Here is a 17,714-nt window from a genome sequence, read left to right on the forward strand (position 1 = left end):
ATGTATCACATTTTAATTCTCGATGATGAAGAACCATTGCGTGAAGCGATTCGCATCTTAGGAGAATGGGACAGTCTAAAGATTAGTCAGATTCACGAAGCGATCAATGGACAAGAAGGATTATCTATTTTACGTGAATATCAGATTGATCTTGTTATGGTTGATATGAAAATGCCCGGGATGAACGGTGTAGAGTTTTTGAAAAAAGTGAAGCAAGAATATCCAGATATGCTCACAATTGTGATTAGTGGATATAACGATTTTGAATATACTCATCAAGCGATTCGTTCGAATGTACTCGATTATTTGCTCAAACCGGTCAATCGACATGAATTAAACGACACTTTACGCAAAGCCGTTCATTTATTACAAGAACGTCAGCAACAGCATCAGGAGAAGATTCAACAACATCGTGCACTGCATGTATCTTTGCCCAAATTAAAAGAAAATATTTATCAATCTTTAATCGACAAACGTTTCAAAAAGCAAGGCAATGAAGATATGCTCGCTATGATTGGAGCAGAAGATGATACCTGTTATCATGGCGCTGTGGTTTTACGTATTCTTAATCTAGAGTATGTGCGTCGTCATCGTTTTTATGGAGATACCAGTCTGTTACACTTTGCGATCGCGAATGTACTCAATGAATGTACAGAAGATAATATTCAATATTTTTGTTTTGCTAATCAGCGCTTAGAGCGCGAAATGGTTCTGGTCTATCATGCAAGGCATCGTTATCCGCAAGAGCTTGGTTTTGCAGTACAACAACGGGTGCGAAGCTTAATTCAGACTTTAGCCCATCTACTAGAACTGTATATTATTGCAGGGTTAGGAGTACCTTCTAATGATATTCAACAGCTAGCTATGGCATATGAGCAAGGCAAGCAGATGCTAGAACAAGTTAATATCCTGGAGCTTCATAAATCAGTTGTTATTCCTTACGAACAACACGATTCTATTGCAGAATCTCATAGTCTATGTTCGCGAATGCCACAGATACGGACTTTACTTGAAAATGGACATTTTCCACAAATCCATCGGATAGCAGATGAATTGATAGCGATGATTAAGCAGTCTCCTTATCTGAGCATGCACATGGCAGAGTATAGTTTGCATGATTTTGAAGGGCAACTGTATGAGATCACACGAGAATTAGATCATAGATTATCAGTAGCAGATGAGCCAACCATTACTCATATGAGAAAAGAACGAATACAGGTTTACACTCTTGATATGATGAATATTGCGCAGTGGGAACAACATGTACATGATATTATTACGTATTATGCAGAAATAGTACGAAAATCAGGCGCAAGTCGCCAATCTTTTCATATTAGTGATATTCGCTCATATATCGATCAACATTACTTTGAAGACATCAAAATTTCGATGTTTACCGATAAATATTATCTTAGTCGTGAATACTTGATGAAGCTATTTAAGCAAGAGTATCAGATGGGGATTCATGAATATGTACAGCAATTACGAATGGACAAAGCCAAAACGTTACTTAATGAAGAAGGACTCAAAATACAGGAGATTTCTGAAATGCTAGGGTACAAAGATAAAAATTATTTTAGCAAAGCTTTTCGCAATTATTATCAGTTATCACCTTCTGAATACAGAACACAGCTATCTACAATGTCTAATCGTTAAAGTAGGTAGTGATAGATCACAATATCTATAGATCAAATAAATATTTAAATGAAAGCGCCATCATAAATTCACTTTTTTACCCTTAATAGATTACTTATGTACATTTTTATCTGAACTGGCTTTGACTAGAATAACAATATACAGTACAGCACAAGTATTAGATCGTAGATGCTTGGGGCTGACTAATTTGAAATATGGGGGCATATACATGTTCAAAAAGATGATGGTCTTACCCATTACTCTTGTGCTGAGTCTATCGATGTTAGCGGCTTGTGGTAACAGTACAGATACAACAGACAATAGCGCTTCTTCCGGGGGAAGTACAGATGGCGCTGTAACAATCAATATGTTTACCGCTTCTCCAGAGTATACAGATGCATTCAATGCTTATATCGAAGAATACAAAAAAGTAAAACCGAATGTAACGATCAATCTTGAAATTATGCAAGCTGATTACAATACCATTCTCAAATCCCGTATCGCTGCTGGAAGTACACCGGATGTATTTCAGACTACAGCAGGCGGAGATATTGATACGTATGCTGATTACAGTGCAGACTTGACCAACGAACCACTGGCTGCGGCAATGACAGATGCAGTACGTACAAATATGACGTCTACCGATGGCAAAGTATTAGGTCTACCGGTGAAAGGGAACTTGTTCGCTCTGATCTACAATAAAGATTTATTTGCCAAAGCAGGTATTACCGAACCGCCTAAAACGATTGCTGAAATGGATGAAGCGATCAAAAAGCTAGAAGCGAAAGGAATCACTCCTTTTGCCAATGCCTACAAAGAGTGGTGGGTATGGAAACATATTTTCCAACATTATGTAGATGTAGCGGCACTTGATGCAGGCATCAGTTCTAACGATTTGGTTAACAAATTTATCGCAGGTGAAACGACCATCAAAGAATATCCTGCGCTATACAATAATTTCTTTTCCTTTATCGATACTACTGTCCAATACGGTACAGACAAGCCATTAGAACGTGATAGCAATGCAGAAGTGAGTGACTTTGCTTCAGGCAAAGCTGCGATGATGACAGGTAAAGGCGCTTGGGACGAAGAAGCGATTATCAAGATTAATCCTGATTTCAAAATGGGCATTATGGGTTACCCTGTGAGTGACAAAGCTGATCAATCGATGATTATTACAGGCGCAGATCAAGCGTTACGGATCAATGCAGATTCTCCTGTAGCTAAAGAAACGATTGAATTTTTCAACTGGTTATATACGTCAGATTACGGTAAAAACTGGTTCTCTCAAGTGGCGAAAGTCATTCCACCGATTAAAGACGCTCCACTTCCAGACTTGCAAATGCCTAAAGAAATGGAAGAAATCTTAAAAATTGAAAAATCTGGCGATCTATCGGTCAACTATTCGTTAGATACGTTCCACCAGAAATTCGGTGAGATTATGCAAGCATATATCGGCAAAAGCAAAACCAAAGACCAAGCTGTCGAAGAAATTCAACAAGCATGGATTCAGTTAGGATCAGCTCAGTAATATAGATTGAAAAAAAGCATCTTCTTTCTCTGTTATTAATATGCAGAGGGGAAGATGCTTTTTGTAGTGAAAATAAGAGACTTTTAATATGTGTAAGCAAAAAGATATGTTGTATATCTAATCAAGTTCCTTTGCAATATAGATTTATACTACACGTATACGTTTAACACTTTGGCGATACATCAAAATTAATAAGTATGAACCGACAAAAGCCCCGGTAATCAACCAGATTGGAATCCGTGGATCAAGCGTATACGCCCAACCACCGATAATCCCGGCAGGTGAAGTGAAAAGTAGGATCAATACTGATAGCATAGAGAAAATTTTGGCACGCTTTTCATCATCAATAGCATTGGCTACAGCCGTTTCTAAATAAGGTGAACTGATCATCATACCGATAGCTGCTAGAATCGTACTGATTCCAATCCAAATCAGACTATTCACAGGGCCGAATACAAGCATAATATTCGAAACAACAGACAATGCAAACCCAGCCATCATCGACCGATACACAGCACTTTCTGGTATACGTGGAGTCAATAACCATAAAGTGAGCAACATAATCAATGAAGAGATAGCAGGGACGAGTGAAATGATTCCATCATCAATATGCAAATAATCTGCAAGGTAGAGGGATAGATAAGTCGTTTTGAGTGTAGTCTGGAAATTGAACAAAATGTACACGCTGAAAATCAATAATAATCCTTTACTTTGCAAAATATCATGGATCGCACCGCTATAGTCAACCAGACTTTGCTTCAGCCCCAATTCGCGCGTTTCTTTCATTTTGCGATAACCCATCTCTGTCTCACGAGTAGTTAGATGGCGACCGATAAATTGAAAAGTCATCAGCACAAAAGCAATCACATACATAATCCGCATTCCAGATACCAATCCATACTCATATACCAGTAGACCACCCAACGGAGCGAATAGACCGCCAATCACGCCAATAATCTGAAGCAATGTAAAGATATATGTTCGATCACCTGGCTTCGTATCTTCAACAAGCAAACAGTAAAAAGAGGTAGCAGGAACTCGCTGAAATCCATTGATAATTGCAGCGACAAGGAAAAACCAGAAGTTCTGCGAAACTGCCCAGACCAGAGTAGCCACACTCCAACTAAAGATATCAAAATACAACAATGCCTTTTTACGACCCATACGATCTGTTAAATAACCGCTAATAAACGAAGAAAATACTTGAAATATTAGACTGATCGTCGTGATCCAGCCAATATTCGTTTCACTGATCCCCAGTTGATACATATACAATGTGGCATACGTAGCAAACATACTGTAAGGGATTAAGAAAAAAGGTTCAAAGGCAAGACAGCCGCGACTATTGCCTTCCAAGCGTGAAAAAAAAGAACGCGCCATACGATAATCCTCCACCATATCATCTGTTTGTTATATAAATGTGTTTTGTAAAGCGCTCTCATAAATAAATATACAGCCCAAGTCTGTATGTAACCTATAGGTCACGCATTGTTAAAAAACGATTTAATCTCCTCCGCCCCCGCCACAACTACTGCTGGAACTATCACTACTGCAAGAACTACTGCTGGAATCGTGTCCGCTATGACTGTGCGAAGAATCATAAGAGTCGCTTCCATGATGGTGTCCTGAATTAGAGTCTGTAGAAACATAACCTGTACCACAGGAAGAACTAGAGTTATACGATTGTAACGTCTGCACATCTGCTGGCAAATACTGATTGACTGCCGGACAGAAGTGCTGTACATCATTTTGCGAATAATAGACAGCTGCACAACCCGATAGACCTAGACCATAATTATCGCTTGGAGAAGTGTAGTTGCCATTGTCATAGGTATGACTTTTACTTTGTTTGTTATATTTAGCAGGTGGTGTTTTTTGCACTGCTTGTTGATTATGATCACGAAATTGTTTGCTCAAATACAGGATAACTGTTTTTGCTTCAGGAATATTTTTAAATGTATGACGATTAAACAAGCTATGATCAATACGGTGCTTATTGAAAGAATATAGGTTGTTCATCGTTGAATGTGCTAGCGGATAATTGAAAAATCCATTCCACAATCTAGAATTAGGACGAGTGATCGGAAATAATTGCGAATACGTCCAATCAAACAGCGCGCGCTGATCAGGTTGAGCAACCGATTGTCCATGTGGAGAATGATGCAACATATATCCAAAAAATTGCTCACAGAAATGTTGATATTCACGCGTAAACATCAACATTTCATGCCAGATATCATCGACTTTACTACTGAACATAGGCATTTGATTAAACAGAGCACAGATCAGGAAATAACGACGCATTTCCATCCAGCGCCAATTCCATTCTTCCTCGGTCATATCAGGATGTTCTGTAAGGACACGTTGTCTTAATTGGTGTGCATAGTCATTAGGCAAAGCATTTTCTAGTCTGAGAGCTAGCGGTACACAAGGATGACCGGCAGGCACAATCGATGTAGGCGCAGGAACAGACTGGAAAAAGCGTTGATCTGATCGAAGTGTCCATGACCGCCCCCAATTTTTGCGAGCAATTCTGCGGAACATGATAATAAATAAAACGATAAAAGCCAATAACAATAAAAGATCAAAGGACATTGATAATCACTCCTGTCTTTTAACATAAAATCAATAATAAAGACGTTATCGCAGACTCTATACAAGAAAACTGATCAATAAGGCTATGATCGAATAATCGTTAAAGTGTCTATTGTAATATAGGCTAAAATATAAATTGAATTTGGAAATGTAAGATTAAGATCGTTGCTTAACGTGCTGCAAATTCTTGCTTAATTTGTTGTAATAATTCAGGCTGACTGATCACATCGTACGCTGTTTCAGCTAATATTTTACCGCCAAATATCATCGCTTCTAAAGCTTCAGGTTGCTGGGCACGATCACGGAACCCAATACTATGCAATTCATGCTTTTCTGTGGTGACTTGAATATAAGGATGAATTGCAGGACAGTGTGTAGATACATTTCCTAGATCAAGCGAACCTGCATCTTTACCGCTATGAATATCAGAACGTGCTATACCATGTGAGACTAGATTGTTTGTAAATATTTCAGACAACGTAGTATTAGTGATCAATTCATCATATGAATATTCATAATTCGATACTTTTAAAGTACATCCTGTTTGCAAAGCAGATCCTTCAGCAATTCGTTTTACTTTTTCTACAAGTTCATTAGTATATTCACGACTGCCAGAACGGATATAGAATTGAGCAGAAGCATAGTCCGGTATAATATTGGCAGCTACACCGCCTTGATTAATAATGCCATGAATGCGTGTATCACTACGTGTCTGTTGACGTAGCGCATTGATTCCATTAAATAGTTGCAATACGCTATCTAACGCATTAATACCATGTTGAGGACTGGCTGCTGCATGAGCAGATTTGCCAAAATACTCAAATTGCAAAGCATCCATAGCTAAAGAAATCCCTGATTCTTCGTAGGCATAATAAGGATGCGCCATCATCGCAAAATCACAATCGTCAAATAATCCAGCTTCTGCCATCGGCACTTTAGCGCCGCGTGTTTCTTCTGCCGGTGTACCGTAGACTCGAATCGTTCCACCATACTCGTCGACAACAGCTTTTAACCCTACGGCTGCACTGACACTCATCATACAGATTAGATGATGACCGCACGCATGTCCGATTTCCGGTAACGCATCATATTCGCATAACAATGCGACCACAGGCCCTGACTTTTGCGCAGTGTAAGTAGCGATAAATGCGGTCTCGATCCCTAACACGGGCGCTTCAATAGTAAAGTTATGGAACAGCAATTCTTCTTTAAGTCTGGCAGATGCTTTGAACTCTTCATTACCTAGTTCAGGATTTTCTCCTATATATGTAGAAACTGCTTTGAAACGTTCTGCATGCTGGTCAATTGTTGTTGCTATTTGTGATTTGAGAGGTGATGTAATAGACAATAGTATCGTCTCCTTTAGAAGTTATCATATAATGTTTCGACCAAAGTAGTATATCATAAAGTGGAACTAAACTTATGATAAAATGATTGAATAATCATACATATTCATTTATAATAACCCGGTTAGACTTTTTAATAAGGTTTCTGTGATGGATATGATTGTAGGTCAACTTACTTCGATCCGGTAGACTGGTTAAGTCTGCATGTATAATATGGAAGGGGATAAAAAATTGAAAGTATGTAAATCGTTATTTGCGGTTTGCTTTAGTGTACTGATTGTATTTCTAGCAGTAGCACCGATGGCATCAGCTGCACAAGACACAGGTAAAAAAGTGGTTGTAGGTTTAAGTGCAGACTTTGCACCTTATGAATTTCGCAAAAATATAAATGGCAAAGACGAGATTGTAGGATCTGACGTAGAGATCGCCAAGCGAGTCGCTGCGGATATGGGAGCAGAACTGCAAATTCAAGATATTGCGTTTGATAGTTTGTTACCCGCTCTTGATAGCGGTCGGATCGATATGATTATTTCAGGAATGACACCGACAGACGAACGTCGTCAAAATGTCGATTTCTCGGATACGTATTATATCTCTCGTCAAGTGATTGTAACTCGTGCCGAAGACAAAACAAAATATAAAACGATGGATAGCCTTAAAGGGGCTGCAATCGGTGTACAAAGAGGTTCGATTCAACAAGATATCGCAGAAGGTATTCAAGGAGCCAAATTATCTCCAGTTGATAAAGTATCTGATATTATGTTGCAATTGGAATCGAATCGTGTAGATGCAGCAGTCATGGAAGGGCCTGTAGCAGAAGGTCAAGTGCTCAACCATCCTGATCTTGCAATAACCGATATTCAAATTCCAGACAGCGATACCCCAATGGCAATTGCTGTCCAAAAAGGAAATACCGAATTATTAGGGCAAATTAACAAAACATTAGCAGAACTCAAAGCTAATGATGAAATTGATCAATTTGTACAGGCAGCTTTCAAACTTAATTCAGGTGAAACTGATGGTGAGACAGCAGAACAAATTAAAGATAAACCGAAGCCAAATATCTTCCAAATTTTCTGGGATTATCGTAATTACTACTGGCAAGGTATTCAATACACATTGTTCTTATCTGCTATGGGTGTATTGTTTGGATTTATTATTGGATTGATCGTATCGTTATTACGTTTATCACAAATCTCCGTATTCCGCTGGTTAGCAATGACCTATATTGAGATTTTGCGTGGTACCCCGATGCTTGTTCAATTGCTAATTATTCATTACGGTATTGCTCAAGCATTTAATATTAACTTTACTGTTCTAGAATCTGGTATTATCACCTTATCGATTAATAGTTCTGCTTATCTAGCTGAAATTTTCCGCGCGGGTATTCAAGGCGTAGATCGTGGACAGACAGAAGCAGCACGTTCACTTGGTATGTCTTATGGGGCAACAATGCGTCATATTATTATTCCACAAGCAATCAAAAGTGTATTGCCAGCTATCGGTAATGAATTTGTTGTCATTATCAAAGAATCATCAATCGTATCCTTTATCGGAGTAGCTGACTTGATGTTCCAAGCGCAAGCGGTTCGTAGTATTACGTATTCTGCATTGAGTCCGCTGATTATTGCGGCAGCTATTTACTTTGTAATGACATTTATATTGTCCAAACTACTAGGTATTGTAGAACGGAGGTTGAGCGCAAGTGATCAACGTTAAAGGTCTTAAAAAGTCATACGGTAAAAATGAAGTATTAACCGGTATTGATCTCGATATCGCTCAAGGTGAAGTGGTTGTTATTATTGGACCGAGTGGATCAGGTAAAAGTACATTTTTACGCTGTCTTAACTTGTTAGAGCAACCCACCGCAGGCGAAATTCATTTTGAAAATGAATTAATTACAGCGCGTAAACATGATATTGATAATACTCGCAAAAAAATGGGAATGGTGTTTCAGCACTTTAACCTTTTTCCACATAAAACAGTATTGCAAAATCTAACGATCGCACCAATCAAAGTGAAAAAGATGAATACGAATGCAGCTAATAAAATCGCTGAAGATTTGTTACACACTGTAGGATTAGCGGATAAATATAATGCTTATCCAAGTCAACTATCGGGTGGACAAAAGCAACGTATTGCAATAGCACGTGCACTAGCGATGCAACCACATGTGATGTTGTTCGATGAACCTACATCAGCACTTGATCCTGAGATGGTTGGGGAAGTGCTAGAAGTTATGCAAAAGCTTGCTCATGAAGGCATGACGATGGTTATTGTTACCCACGAAATGAACTTTGCGCGCGAAGTAGGTGACCGTATTATTTTTATGGATGCAGGGCAAATTGTAGAACAAGGTACACCGGAAGAAGTGTTCGGAGCTCCTAGTCATCCACGTACACAAGACTTTTTGAGTAAAGTATTATAAAAGAAGTAACTTTAACCTCTAAGTCGAGTGAAAATAAGTAGACCGAAAAGAGCTGATTAGCATATCAGCTCTTTTTTTGTTCAAATAAGCTCAGAAATAAGCTAACTATTTGATAATAGATAGCAATTATTTGTTGCAACAATTGTATGAAGATTTTGTGAAGATAGATAATATAGCTTTTGCGGTGTTTTGTTTTGAATAGTTTAGTATATAATAATAAGTATGTTATTATTTATTACGATAAATTTTACATGATATCGATCATCTTATCTTGTTGGAGGGAAAATAATGACCAATCTATTTACACCATACACATTCAAAAATTTAGAGCTTAAAAATCGGGTAGTTATGCCTCCGATGTGCCAATACTCTGTAGATACCAAAGACGGCATGCCAAATGATTGGCATAATGTTCACTATATTAGCCGCGCTGTAGGCGGTACAGGTCTAATTATTGTAGAAATGACTGCTGTACATCCAGATGGACGAATCACAGATAACGATACAGGAATCTGGGATGATTCTTTTATTCCTGCGTATCGCAAAATTGTTGATGGAGTACATCAATATGGAGCGAAGATCGGGATTCAATTAGGTCATGCTGGACGCAAAGCAGAAGATGCCAATCCACCAGTTGCACCATCGGCTGTTCGTTATGATGGAGAAGGTTACAAAACTCCTCATGAACTGACAACAGCAGAAGTCGAAGAAATGATCGAAGCTTACCGTCAAGGTGCTCGTCGTGCAGTAGAAGCTGGATTTGATACTGTAGAAGTACATGGAGCTCATGGTTATTTGATTCATCAATTCCATTCTCCACTTGTAAATCAACGTCAAGATGAGTACGGTCAAGATCTTGCGTTATTCGGTGTACGTGTCGTAGAAGCAATTCGTGAAGTTGTTCCTGCTGAGATGGCTGTCATTATGCGTGTATCTGCGCGTGAATATGTAGATGGCGGATATGGTATCGATTATATTACTGACGTGTGTCGTCGTTATCAAGAAGCAGGGGTAGATATTATGCATATTTCTTCTGGTGGTGAAGGCCCTGTCGGTTCTGGCGGTATGCAAGTAGGTCCAGGATATCAAGTCGAATTAGCTTCACATATCAAAAAAGCTTTGAATATGCCTGTGATTGCGGTAGGTCTTTTGGATGAGTATGAAGTAGCTGAAAAAGTGATCGAAAACGATCAAGCTGATCTTGTAGCGGTAGGTCGTGCGATGTTACGTGATCCATACTGGGCAACTCATGCCGCCAAAGAACTTCAATTGGAAGCAGAAGTCCCTGTGCAATACGCACGCGGATATCATAGATAATTATACTTAAATATGTATAATTACCAAAATATTGATTTGCATGTTAATCTATTTTCAAAATAATAATAAAACCTTTTTAATAATAAATAACGGTCTTTTAGAAAAAGAATAATGACATATATGCTATCATTTTAAAGAGCCTGTACCCTTTATAGATCAAGGGATACAGGCTCTTTTTTTGCTTGAAATGAACAGTGTAATGAACGAGTTGTACAGTGATATTGAACTAGCAAAATGCTCTATTTTTCAAACTCATTTATAAAAATTAAAATAACAAAGTGATCCAAAAATGAATCTCTTCCGTTCATCTGTGTAAGGACGACAACAAAACCTAAAACAAACAAATAAAGGAGTTTTGATGATGAAAATGAAAAAATTAATAGTACCGGTACTTAGCTTATCTTTGTTAGTTCCCACTACAGGTACTTTTGCCGCAGATGCGACTTCAGCATCAATGCCAACGGTAAGTACTAAAGCAGCAGACCTTCGCTCTGATCTTGATTATCTGTTATCTGAACATTTTGCGTTAGCTGTTGTAGCGATGACTAAAGCCTATGAAGGTGCTCCTGATGCTGCACAAGCGCTAGACGCACTGGATAAAAATGCATTAGATATGCAACCTGCTATTGAATCTTTGTATGGTAAAGAAGGCGCAGCCGAGTTTGAACGTATCTTCCGCGCTCATAATCAATATACAGATGAATTGGTAAAAGCAACTAAAATGAAAAATGAAGATGCAATCAAAGCAGCAGAAGCGAAAGTACAAGGATTTGTAGATGAATTTGCCAAATTCTTATCTACAGCAACAGGTGGCAAATTACCTGAACAAACCGCTGAAAATGCTCTTCGTCTCCATGAAGATCAAGTACAAGATGTATTTGAAAAATATGTAGCCGGTGATTATACGGGTGCTTACACAGAATATCGTGAAGGTTTGGAAACGATGTTTACGGTAAGTAAAGCATTATCCGGTGCGATTGTAACTCAATTCCCTGCTAAATTCGATAACACTTCTGTTGATACACCAGCAGCAGATTTGCGTTCAGCACTCAATCACTTAGCAGCAGAGCACTTTGCATTATCTGTATTGCAAATGCAAAAACAATATAACGGTGAACCTGATTCTAATGCATTGATCGCAGCCGAAGCAGGTAATACAGCAGACTTCAAAGCAGCTATTTCATCAATCTATGGTGCAGAAGGTGCTAACCAATTTGAAAAAATCTGGGTGACTAATCATATCAAAGCACAAAGCGATTATGTAGATGCTCTCAAATCAAACAACCAGACGTCTTTACAAGCTGTTAAAGATCGTATTACTGACTTTACCAAAGAATTCTCTACATTCTTAGGTACAGCTACAGCGAATAACTTACCAGCAGATGCAGCATTAGCAGCGCTACGTACGCATGAAGATCAAGTACAAGCAGTAATCGATCAATATGCTGCTAAAAACTATGCGGCTGCATACACAGCAGATCGTGAAGGATACAAAACAATGTTCGGCATTGGTAAAGCACTAGGTGGTGCAATTGTCACTCAATATCCAGATAAATTTAAAACAGCAGCAACTACACCTATGCCTACAGCGCCAACGACTCAAACACCTGCACCAACAGAACCAACAACAACAGCTCCTACAACATCCAATGATTCAATGATGATGGTATGGATGAAGTTGAATAGCAAACAGCTCAAAATTGGTGACAAAACAACCATGATGGATACAGCTCCAGTTGTTAAAAATGGTACAACGTATATCCCACTTCGTTACCTGGGTGAAGGAATCGGTGCTAAAGTAAGCTGGAATAAATCTGCGGGTCAAGTGACTGTAATGGCAGGTAGCGATACAATGAAATTCTGGATCAACAATAAAAAAGTAGATGTAAATGGAACAACGAAAATGTTAAGCGCAAATGCTATGGTGAACAGCGATGGCAGAACATTAGTACCTTTACGTTCGATTACTGAATTATTAGGTTGGGACGTTAAATGGAACAAAGCGGACGGTTCGATTACATTAACTAAATCGATGTAAGATAGCGTTGACTACAATGAGATATTTGGTTATGCCCATAGCCAACCCACCTCTTTGTAATTAGCGCCACTATAGATAAAAAACACTCTTGGTCTTATCGACTGAGAGTGTTTTTTTCATTCTTAATATGTTTAATTTTATATGTAGAGATTGTAATGAGAAGGGTGATATAGACGAAAGACCCATAATCCCGTAAAATAGGTAGTATAAGGAACCTATTAGTGTTAACAGGCAGTCGTATAGTCAGAATATAGAACGATGAATAGCGCTCAAAAGACAAAATTATTGAAACGTTAAATATCATGCTTCGTATTATGATCTATCATTGACACGACAATAGTGATCAATTATTAAATTGGAGGTAATTATTTATGTCTATTTTCAAAAGGTTACGTGATTTAACTTTATCCAATGTGTTTGCTTTGATTGAGAAAGCAGAAGATCCTATTAAAATGACAGATCAATATATTCGCGATATGTCTGCTGATCTAGAAGATGCAGAGAAAGCTGTTGCATCACAGATCGCTATCGAAAAGCGTTTCAAACAATCGTACGAAGAGCAAGAAGCATTGGTCAAAAAACGTGAAGAGCAAGCACATATGGCTGCTCAAGCGCAAAATATCGATCTCGCTCGTCGTGCATTAGAAGAAAAGAAAAATGCTGAAGCCAAACGTGATGAGTTCAAAGCGAACTATGAGCAAAACAAAGCTTCTGCTGATAATCTTCGTGCTAAGTTGAATGAAATGCGTAAGCAATTGACTGAAATGAAAAACAAACGCGATACATTAATCGCTCGTTATCAAGCAGCCAAAGCACAAAAAGAAATCAATCATGCAATGAGCGAATTCAGTTCAGATTCTGCAACATCTGGCTTAAAACGTATGGAAGAAAAAATGCTACAAATGGAAGCTCAAGCGCAAGCTAGTGAAGAAGTAAACGGTCAAAACAAATCACTGGATGATGAATTTGCATCGCTTGGCAAAGACAAAGCTGTTGAAGATGAATTAGCAGCATTGATGAAACAATACGAAAACAAATCTTAATTTCATGATGATATAGGTTACGCTATTCATGTAGCTCATAACAAAGCGAAGGTCTGAACGATATAGCTTGTTCTCCTTCGCTTTTTTTGTGGAGTTTGGAAGATAGTTAACAAAATAGATACGATGGTCAATAGTACAAGCTTGCTTACGGTATCAATAGTTTTACGATGTTGAGTATATGGAGGATGTCTAGTATGAGTTGGAACATTTTAGGGTCAATCGCGGTATGGACAGCAGTAGGAGCAGTACTTTTATTTGTTTTAATGTATATCGATTCATTATTTACTAAGTACAAAGATATTACAGAAATCAAAGCAGGAAATAATGCAGTCGCAACCCGTCTGGTGATGAAGTTGTTTGCTCAAGGGTATATCTTATCGGTAGCAATCGGTACATCATGGAGTCTTGGGGAAGCTGTTCTTGTGTCTATTGTTTCCTTTGTTATTTTATTGATTTTAGAATTAATTGTTCGATTCTTATTAAAACAAATGATGGGTCTTGATCTGGATGAAGGTACCAAGCAAGGGCAAATCGGTTACGGTTTACTTGGTGGAGCATTGCAAATTGTAGGCGCATTAATTATTTCAGCTTCATTATAAGAAATGACGAAAGGAAGAGTGACGATGGGATTGTGGAAAAGAATTACAAACCTCGTATCAAAGCCAAAACCAGCCAAAGTCGAAAAAAGTCCGATGGACTTGAGTGTTGGGGATATTTGCGAAGTATCATTGGTTACATATGAAGTCAAAGGAAGCGTGCGTAACCGCGCCCGTAATGCGGTTGTGCTCACGATACAAGATGGTAATGCGCTTGCTTATCTGCATATTGAAGAGCGGGAAACAGTACGCTATGCGCTGTATTATCCGATCGATGGTGGACTTGAGGATTCAAGCGAAGTACCAAGTCATATCGAAATGGATGATACCGATTATTATTTAGAAGAGCAATACGAAGGAACAGTGATATCTACAGGCAGAACACCAGCATTACAAAGTGGAGATCAATCAGTATGGCAATACCAATCAGATGATCGTAAATTACTTCGTGTTGAATGGCAAGCTGGACGTTTTACTTTGTATGAAGGAGAATTCGTACTTAACGGAGACGTTCATGTTATCCGTGCTAGTTAGGAGCGAAGAAGAATGAAACAGCGTGCATCATGGTTGCTCAAAATAGCAATAATGCTTGCCTTATTAACTTCATTATTATCAGGTTGTGGCAATTCTAAAGTTGAAGTCAATTATCCACTCGAATCAGTAAGTAGAGATGGAGATTCTACTTCATATGTATACCGGGCGGCTGGACAGACTGTTCCTGTAGTTGCAGAGCAATTATCAGATCAACGTACACCACAAGAGATGAGTGTACAAGATCCTGAGCGGATGTTTTTGGTCTATGATAATGAATTGATTCAAGTTCAACAAGACCCTGAGAAAAAAGAAGATACGTTGATAGAAGTCGACTCCGACAAATATGTTGCTCGAAACTATGATTCTAGCTTTTTGCAAGGGTATCTTACTGCTAGCATTATCAGCAATTTATTTAATTCGTTCGGCGGGTATCATTACGGTGGCAGTTATCGTGGATATACAACTTACAAAACATATCAACCTACGATACAGTACAAAAAGCCAACCGCTCAAGATATCAAACAAGCTCCACCATTGACAGTTAACAAATCAGGTTCTATCTTCAAGCGCGGAACCTCTTCTAGTTCAAAGCGTTCCAAAGATAGCGGTAGTATTTTCAATCGTGGTTCCTCTTCTTCCAATGGATCAAGTGGAACAATCAATCGAGGTAGCCGCTCAGATTCATCAGGTGGCGGATTCTTTTCTCCTTCGCGTAGCAGTAAACCAAAGACTAGCTCAGGATCAGGCAAAATACGCAAGCGAGGTAGAAGGTAGTTTGTCAAAAGTACAATAGTAGAAGTAGGATGATAGATACAAGCTCTACCTTTTATATTATTGTATCGCTCATCTGCTAAAAGACCGTATCCATATCATTGGATGCGGTTTTTTTTGACTTTATGGAATGACTGTATAGCTATCCTATTGTAGATAAACTATCTTTAATCTTCAAACAGGTGAATATACATGTAAATCTAACTAAAGGTTATTTTAGTAGTGGTATATGATTTGATAGTATTGTATGACTTATTTTTATACAGAATACAAATAATAATATTACATCATATGAAAAATTCACAATAAAATCAAAAATAGTTCAACCCCAACCCCTCAACCTTAAATGCCAAATCAATTTCTCGTATCAAAGGATTTCTATAGATAAGATAAATATCTAATATAAATGATTCAATAAACAGCGTGAAGTGAATATATACATAATAGTTCTACTGATCTGCTTTTAAATGAACAACAAAACTTGCATGATCTTTGATGTTAGTCTATAAAAGAAAAGAATAGAAAAGTATATACATGCCAAATAGCTACATACAGGAGGAACCTCAATATGAAAGAACCACAATCATCGTTATTCAATAAACAGGATAGTTCAAATCCTGTTGACCATAATCCAGCTAAATTTAATCGTAAGCCTATTACTGCGGCGACTGCACAACAAAAAGTCGCTGATTATGTACGTCTTATCGATACGGAAACAATATCACTCTATACAGCAGGCGGGCGGTTTTTGGCAGAAGATGTACAAGCCCCTCATCCATATCCGCATTTTCGACGCTCAGGGATGGATGGTTATGCAGTGATAGCTAGTGATATTGCGCAAGCTTCCAGTGACCATATGATCTGGTTACAAGTGATTGATAATATTCCTTGTGGGCAGACACCATCAGTGCCATTAATTCAGGGTACAGCCGCACGCATTATGACCGGAGCGATGGTACCCGACGAAGCAGACACAGTAGTAATGTTAGAAATGACAGAGAGTAGACAAGCAGAAGGAAAAGAATGGGTAGGTTTGAAGCGTTCGGTAGAGCAAGGGCGTAACATTACACCGATTGGACTTGAAATCCAAGCAGGAGATATGTTATTGACCAAAGGAGCACAGATTGGTGCAGGAGAAATTTCAGTATTAGCTACATTTGGCGTACATGAGGTAGAAGTATATCGTCGTCCGCAGGTAGCGATCTTTTCAACAGGGACAGAGTTGCTATCTGTAGAACAACCGATTGAACCTGGCAAAATTCGTAATAGCAATTCGTACATGTTAGCTGAACAAGTTAAAGCAGCAGGCGGAGAACCCCATGTATTAGGTGCAATTATGGATGATCTTGAACTGGCACGTACAACTATGTTACAGGCTTTGTCTTCTTACGATATCGTGATCTCAAGTGGTGGGGTATCTGTAGGCGATTATGATGTTATGGGTGATTTGGTACGTAGTGATGAAGTGGAAATGCTATTTAACAAAATATCAATGCGTCCAGGGAGTGTCACTACAGGTGCAGTCAAAGACGGCAAATTATTATTCGCCTTATCTGGTAATCCGGGCGCTTGCTTTGTTGGTTGCGAATTACTGGTACGTCCAACGATTCGGCAGATGATGAACTCCAAGCATGATTATTTACCAGAATGGACAGCAACATTAGGGCATGATTATCATAAAATCAATAGCTTTACCCGTTATGTACGTGGAAGTATAGCTGTAGAAGAGGGTAAAATTGTCGCTTATCCTGCTAGTCTAGATGAATCAAGTGTGATGGTCACCATTAAAGATAGCGATTGCTTAATTGTGATTCCACCTACTAGCGAAGTACTGCCAGCAGGAACGACTGTATCTGTGTTGCGTCTGAGTAGATCATAAG

At 38.6% G+C, this 17,714-nt stretch carries 14 protein-coding genes; 11 read left to right on the forward strand and 3 right to left on the reverse strand.

What is annotated here, in order from left to right; all coding sequences use genetic code 11:
• Together ACFSGI_RS09475 and ACFSGI_RS09480 are read left to right on the forward strand one after the other, a co-directional pair.
• Nucleotides 1–1,656: a response regulator gene (locus ACFSGI_RS09475; RefSeq protein WP_204823879.1), complete on the forward strand. Its 1,656-nt coding sequence runs from the start codon at nucleotides 1–3 to the stop codon at nucleotides 1,654–1,656.
• Nucleotides 1,657–1,864: 208 nt separating this feature from the next.
• Nucleotides 1,865–3,166 (forward strand): ABC transporter substrate-binding protein, encoded by a 1,302-nt coding sequence (locus ACFSGI_RS09480; RefSeq protein ID WP_204823880.1) that lies wholly within the window; start codon nucleotides 1,865–1,867, stop codon nucleotides 3,164–3,166.
• 144 nt (nucleotides 3,167–3,310) lie between these two features.
• On the opposite strand, the gene ACFSGI_RS09485 is transcribed toward ACFSGI_RS09480, so the two are convergent.
• From ACFSGI_RS09485 to ACFSGI_RS09495, 3 genes are all read right to left on the reverse strand, one after another.
• A complete protein-coding gene (locus ACFSGI_RS09485; protein WP_204823881.1) occupies nucleotides 3,311–4,546 on the reverse strand; it encodes an MFS transporter in 1,236 nt (411 codons plus the stop codon).
• 123 nt (nucleotides 4,547–4,669) lie between these two features.
• On the reverse strand, nucleotides 4,670–5,761 hold the full coding sequence (locus tag ACFSGI_RS09490) for a glycine-rich domain-containing protein (protein ID WP_204823882.1): 1,092 nt from the start codon (nucleotides 5,759–5,761) through the stop codon (nucleotides 4,670–4,672).
• Nucleotides 5,762–5,930: 169 nt separating this feature from the next.
• Nucleotides 5,931–7,103, reverse strand: coding sequence for a M20 family metallopeptidase (locus tag ACFSGI_RS09495; RefSeq protein ID WP_204824971.1), 1,173 nt, complete (start codon nucleotides 7,101–7,103; stop codon nucleotides 5,931–5,933).
• A gap of 217 nt (nucleotides 7,104–7,320) precedes the next feature.
• Here ACFSGI_RS09495 and ACFSGI_RS09500 point away from each other — a divergent pair, with 217 nt between their 5' ends.
• The 9 genes from ACFSGI_RS09500 to ACFSGI_RS09540 all read left to right on the forward strand — a co-directional run bounded on the left by ACFSGI_RS09500 (nucleotide 7,321) and on the right by ACFSGI_RS09540 (nucleotide 17,713).
• Complete coding sequence (locus tag ACFSGI_RS09500) at nucleotides 7,321–8,826, forward strand: ABC transporter substrate-binding protein/permease (RefSeq protein WP_204824972.1); 1,506 nt, start codon at nucleotides 7,321–7,323, stop codon at nucleotides 8,824–8,826.
• A complete protein-coding gene (locus ACFSGI_RS09505) occupies nucleotides 8,813–9,535 on the forward strand; it encodes an amino acid ABC transporter ATP-binding protein (protein ID WP_204823883.1) in 723 nt (240 codons plus the stop codon). Before ACFSGI_RS09500 ends, ACFSGI_RS09505 begins: the two co-directional genes overlap by 14 nt.
• A gap of 288 nt (nucleotides 9,536–9,823) precedes the next feature.
• A complete protein-coding gene (locus ACFSGI_RS09510; protein WP_204823885.1) occupies nucleotides 9,824–10,852 on the forward strand; it encodes an NADH:flavin oxidoreductase/NADH oxidase in 1,029 nt (342 codons plus the stop codon).
• A 361-nt stretch (nucleotides 10,853–11,213) separates the two neighbouring features.
• Nucleotides 11,214–12,890, forward strand: a complete 1,677-nt coding sequence (locus ACFSGI_RS09515; RefSeq protein WP_204823887.1) for a copper amine oxidase N-terminal domain-containing protein — start codon at nucleotides 11,214–11,216, stop codon at nucleotides 12,888–12,890.
• Between the two features lie 371 nt (nucleotides 12,891–13,261).
• Nucleotides 13,262–13,933: a PspA/IM30 family protein gene (locus ACFSGI_RS09520; protein ID WP_069328148.1), complete on the forward strand. Its 672-nt coding sequence runs from the start codon at nucleotides 13,262–13,264 to the stop codon at nucleotides 13,931–13,933.
• Between the two features lie 194 nt (nucleotides 13,934–14,127).
• A complete protein-coding gene (locus ACFSGI_RS09525) occupies nucleotides 14,128–14,532 on the forward strand; it encodes a DUF350 domain-containing protein (protein WP_204823888.1) in 405 nt (134 codons plus the stop codon).
• A gap of 24 nt (nucleotides 14,533–14,556) precedes the next feature.
• Nucleotides 14,557–15,063 carry a DUF4178 domain-containing protein gene (locus ACFSGI_RS09530; RefSeq protein WP_204823889.1) on the forward strand — a complete coding sequence of 169 codons (507 nt, stop codon included), beginning with the start codon at nucleotides 14,557–14,559 and terminating at the stop codon, nucleotides 15,061–15,063.
• Between the two features lie 12 nt (nucleotides 15,064–15,075).
• Nucleotides 15,076–15,837 carry a DUF4247 domain-containing protein gene (locus tag ACFSGI_RS09535; protein ID WP_204823890.1) on the forward strand — a complete coding sequence of 254 codons (762 nt, stop codon included), beginning with the start codon at nucleotides 15,076–15,078 and terminating at the stop codon, nucleotides 15,835–15,837.
• A 565-nt stretch (nucleotides 15,838–16,402) separates the two neighbouring features.
• The gene (locus ACFSGI_RS09540; protein WP_204823891.1) at nucleotides 16,403–17,713 is read left to right on the forward strand and encodes a molybdopterin molybdotransferase MoeA; all 1,311 of its coding nucleotides are present in this window, start codon (nucleotides 16,403–16,405) and stop codon (nucleotides 17,711–17,713) included.
• Nucleotide 17,714 lies beyond the last annotated feature (1 nt).

The sequence above is a fragment of the Paenibacillus nicotianae genome, from assembly GCF_042681745.1.
In the GTDB taxonomy this organism is placed as follows: domain Bacteria; phylum Bacillota; class Bacilli; order Paenibacillales; family Paenibacillaceae; genus Saccharibacillus; species Saccharibacillus nicotianae.

Bases quoted from the DNA above. Each gene is read 5' to 3' on its own strand.
- ACFSGI_RS09475 (WP_204823879.1), top strand. From the start codon at position 1: ATGTATCACATTTTAATTCTCGATGATGAAGAACCATTGCGTGAAGCG.
- ACFSGI_RS09480 (WP_204823880.1), top strand. From the start codon at position 1,865: ATGTTCAAAAAGATGATGGTCTTACCCATTACTCTTGTGCTGAGTCTA.
- ACFSGI_RS09485 (WP_204823881.1), bottom strand. From the start codon at position 4,546: ATGGCGCGTTCTTTTTTTTCACGCTTGGAAGGCAATAGTCGCGGCTGT.
- ACFSGI_RS09490 (WP_204823882.1), bottom strand. From the start codon at position 5,761: ATGTCCTTTGATCTTTTATTGTTATTGGCTTTTATCGTTTTATTTATT.
- ACFSGI_RS09500 (WP_204824972.1), top strand. From the start codon at position 7,321: ATGGAAGGGGATAAAAAATTGAAAGTATGTAAATCGTTATTTGCGGTT.
- ACFSGI_RS09510 (WP_204823885.1), top strand. From the start codon at position 9,824: ATGACCAATCTATTTACACCATACACATTCAAAAATTTAGAGCTTAAA.
- ACFSGI_RS09515 (WP_204823887.1), top strand. From the start codon at position 11,214: ATGAAAATGAAAAAATTAATAGTACCGGTACTTAGCTTATCTTTGTTA.
- ACFSGI_RS09520 (WP_069328148.1), top strand. From the start codon at position 13,262: ATGTCTATTTTCAAAAGGTTACGTGATTTAACTTTATCCAATGTGTTT.
- ACFSGI_RS09525 (WP_204823888.1), top strand. From the start codon at position 14,128: ATGAGTTGGAACATTTTAGGGTCAATCGCGGTATGGACAGCAGTAGGA.
- ACFSGI_RS09530 (WP_204823889.1), top strand. From the start codon at position 14,557: ATGGGATTGTGGAAAAGAATTACAAACCTCGTATCAAAGCCAAAACCA.
- ACFSGI_RS09535 (WP_204823890.1), top strand. From the start codon at position 15,076: ATGAAACAGCGTGCATCATGGTTGCTCAAAATAGCAATAATGCTTGCC.
- ACFSGI_RS09540 (WP_204823891.1), top strand. From the start codon at position 16,403: ATGAAAGAACCACAATCATCGTTATTCAATAAACAGGATAGTTCAAAT.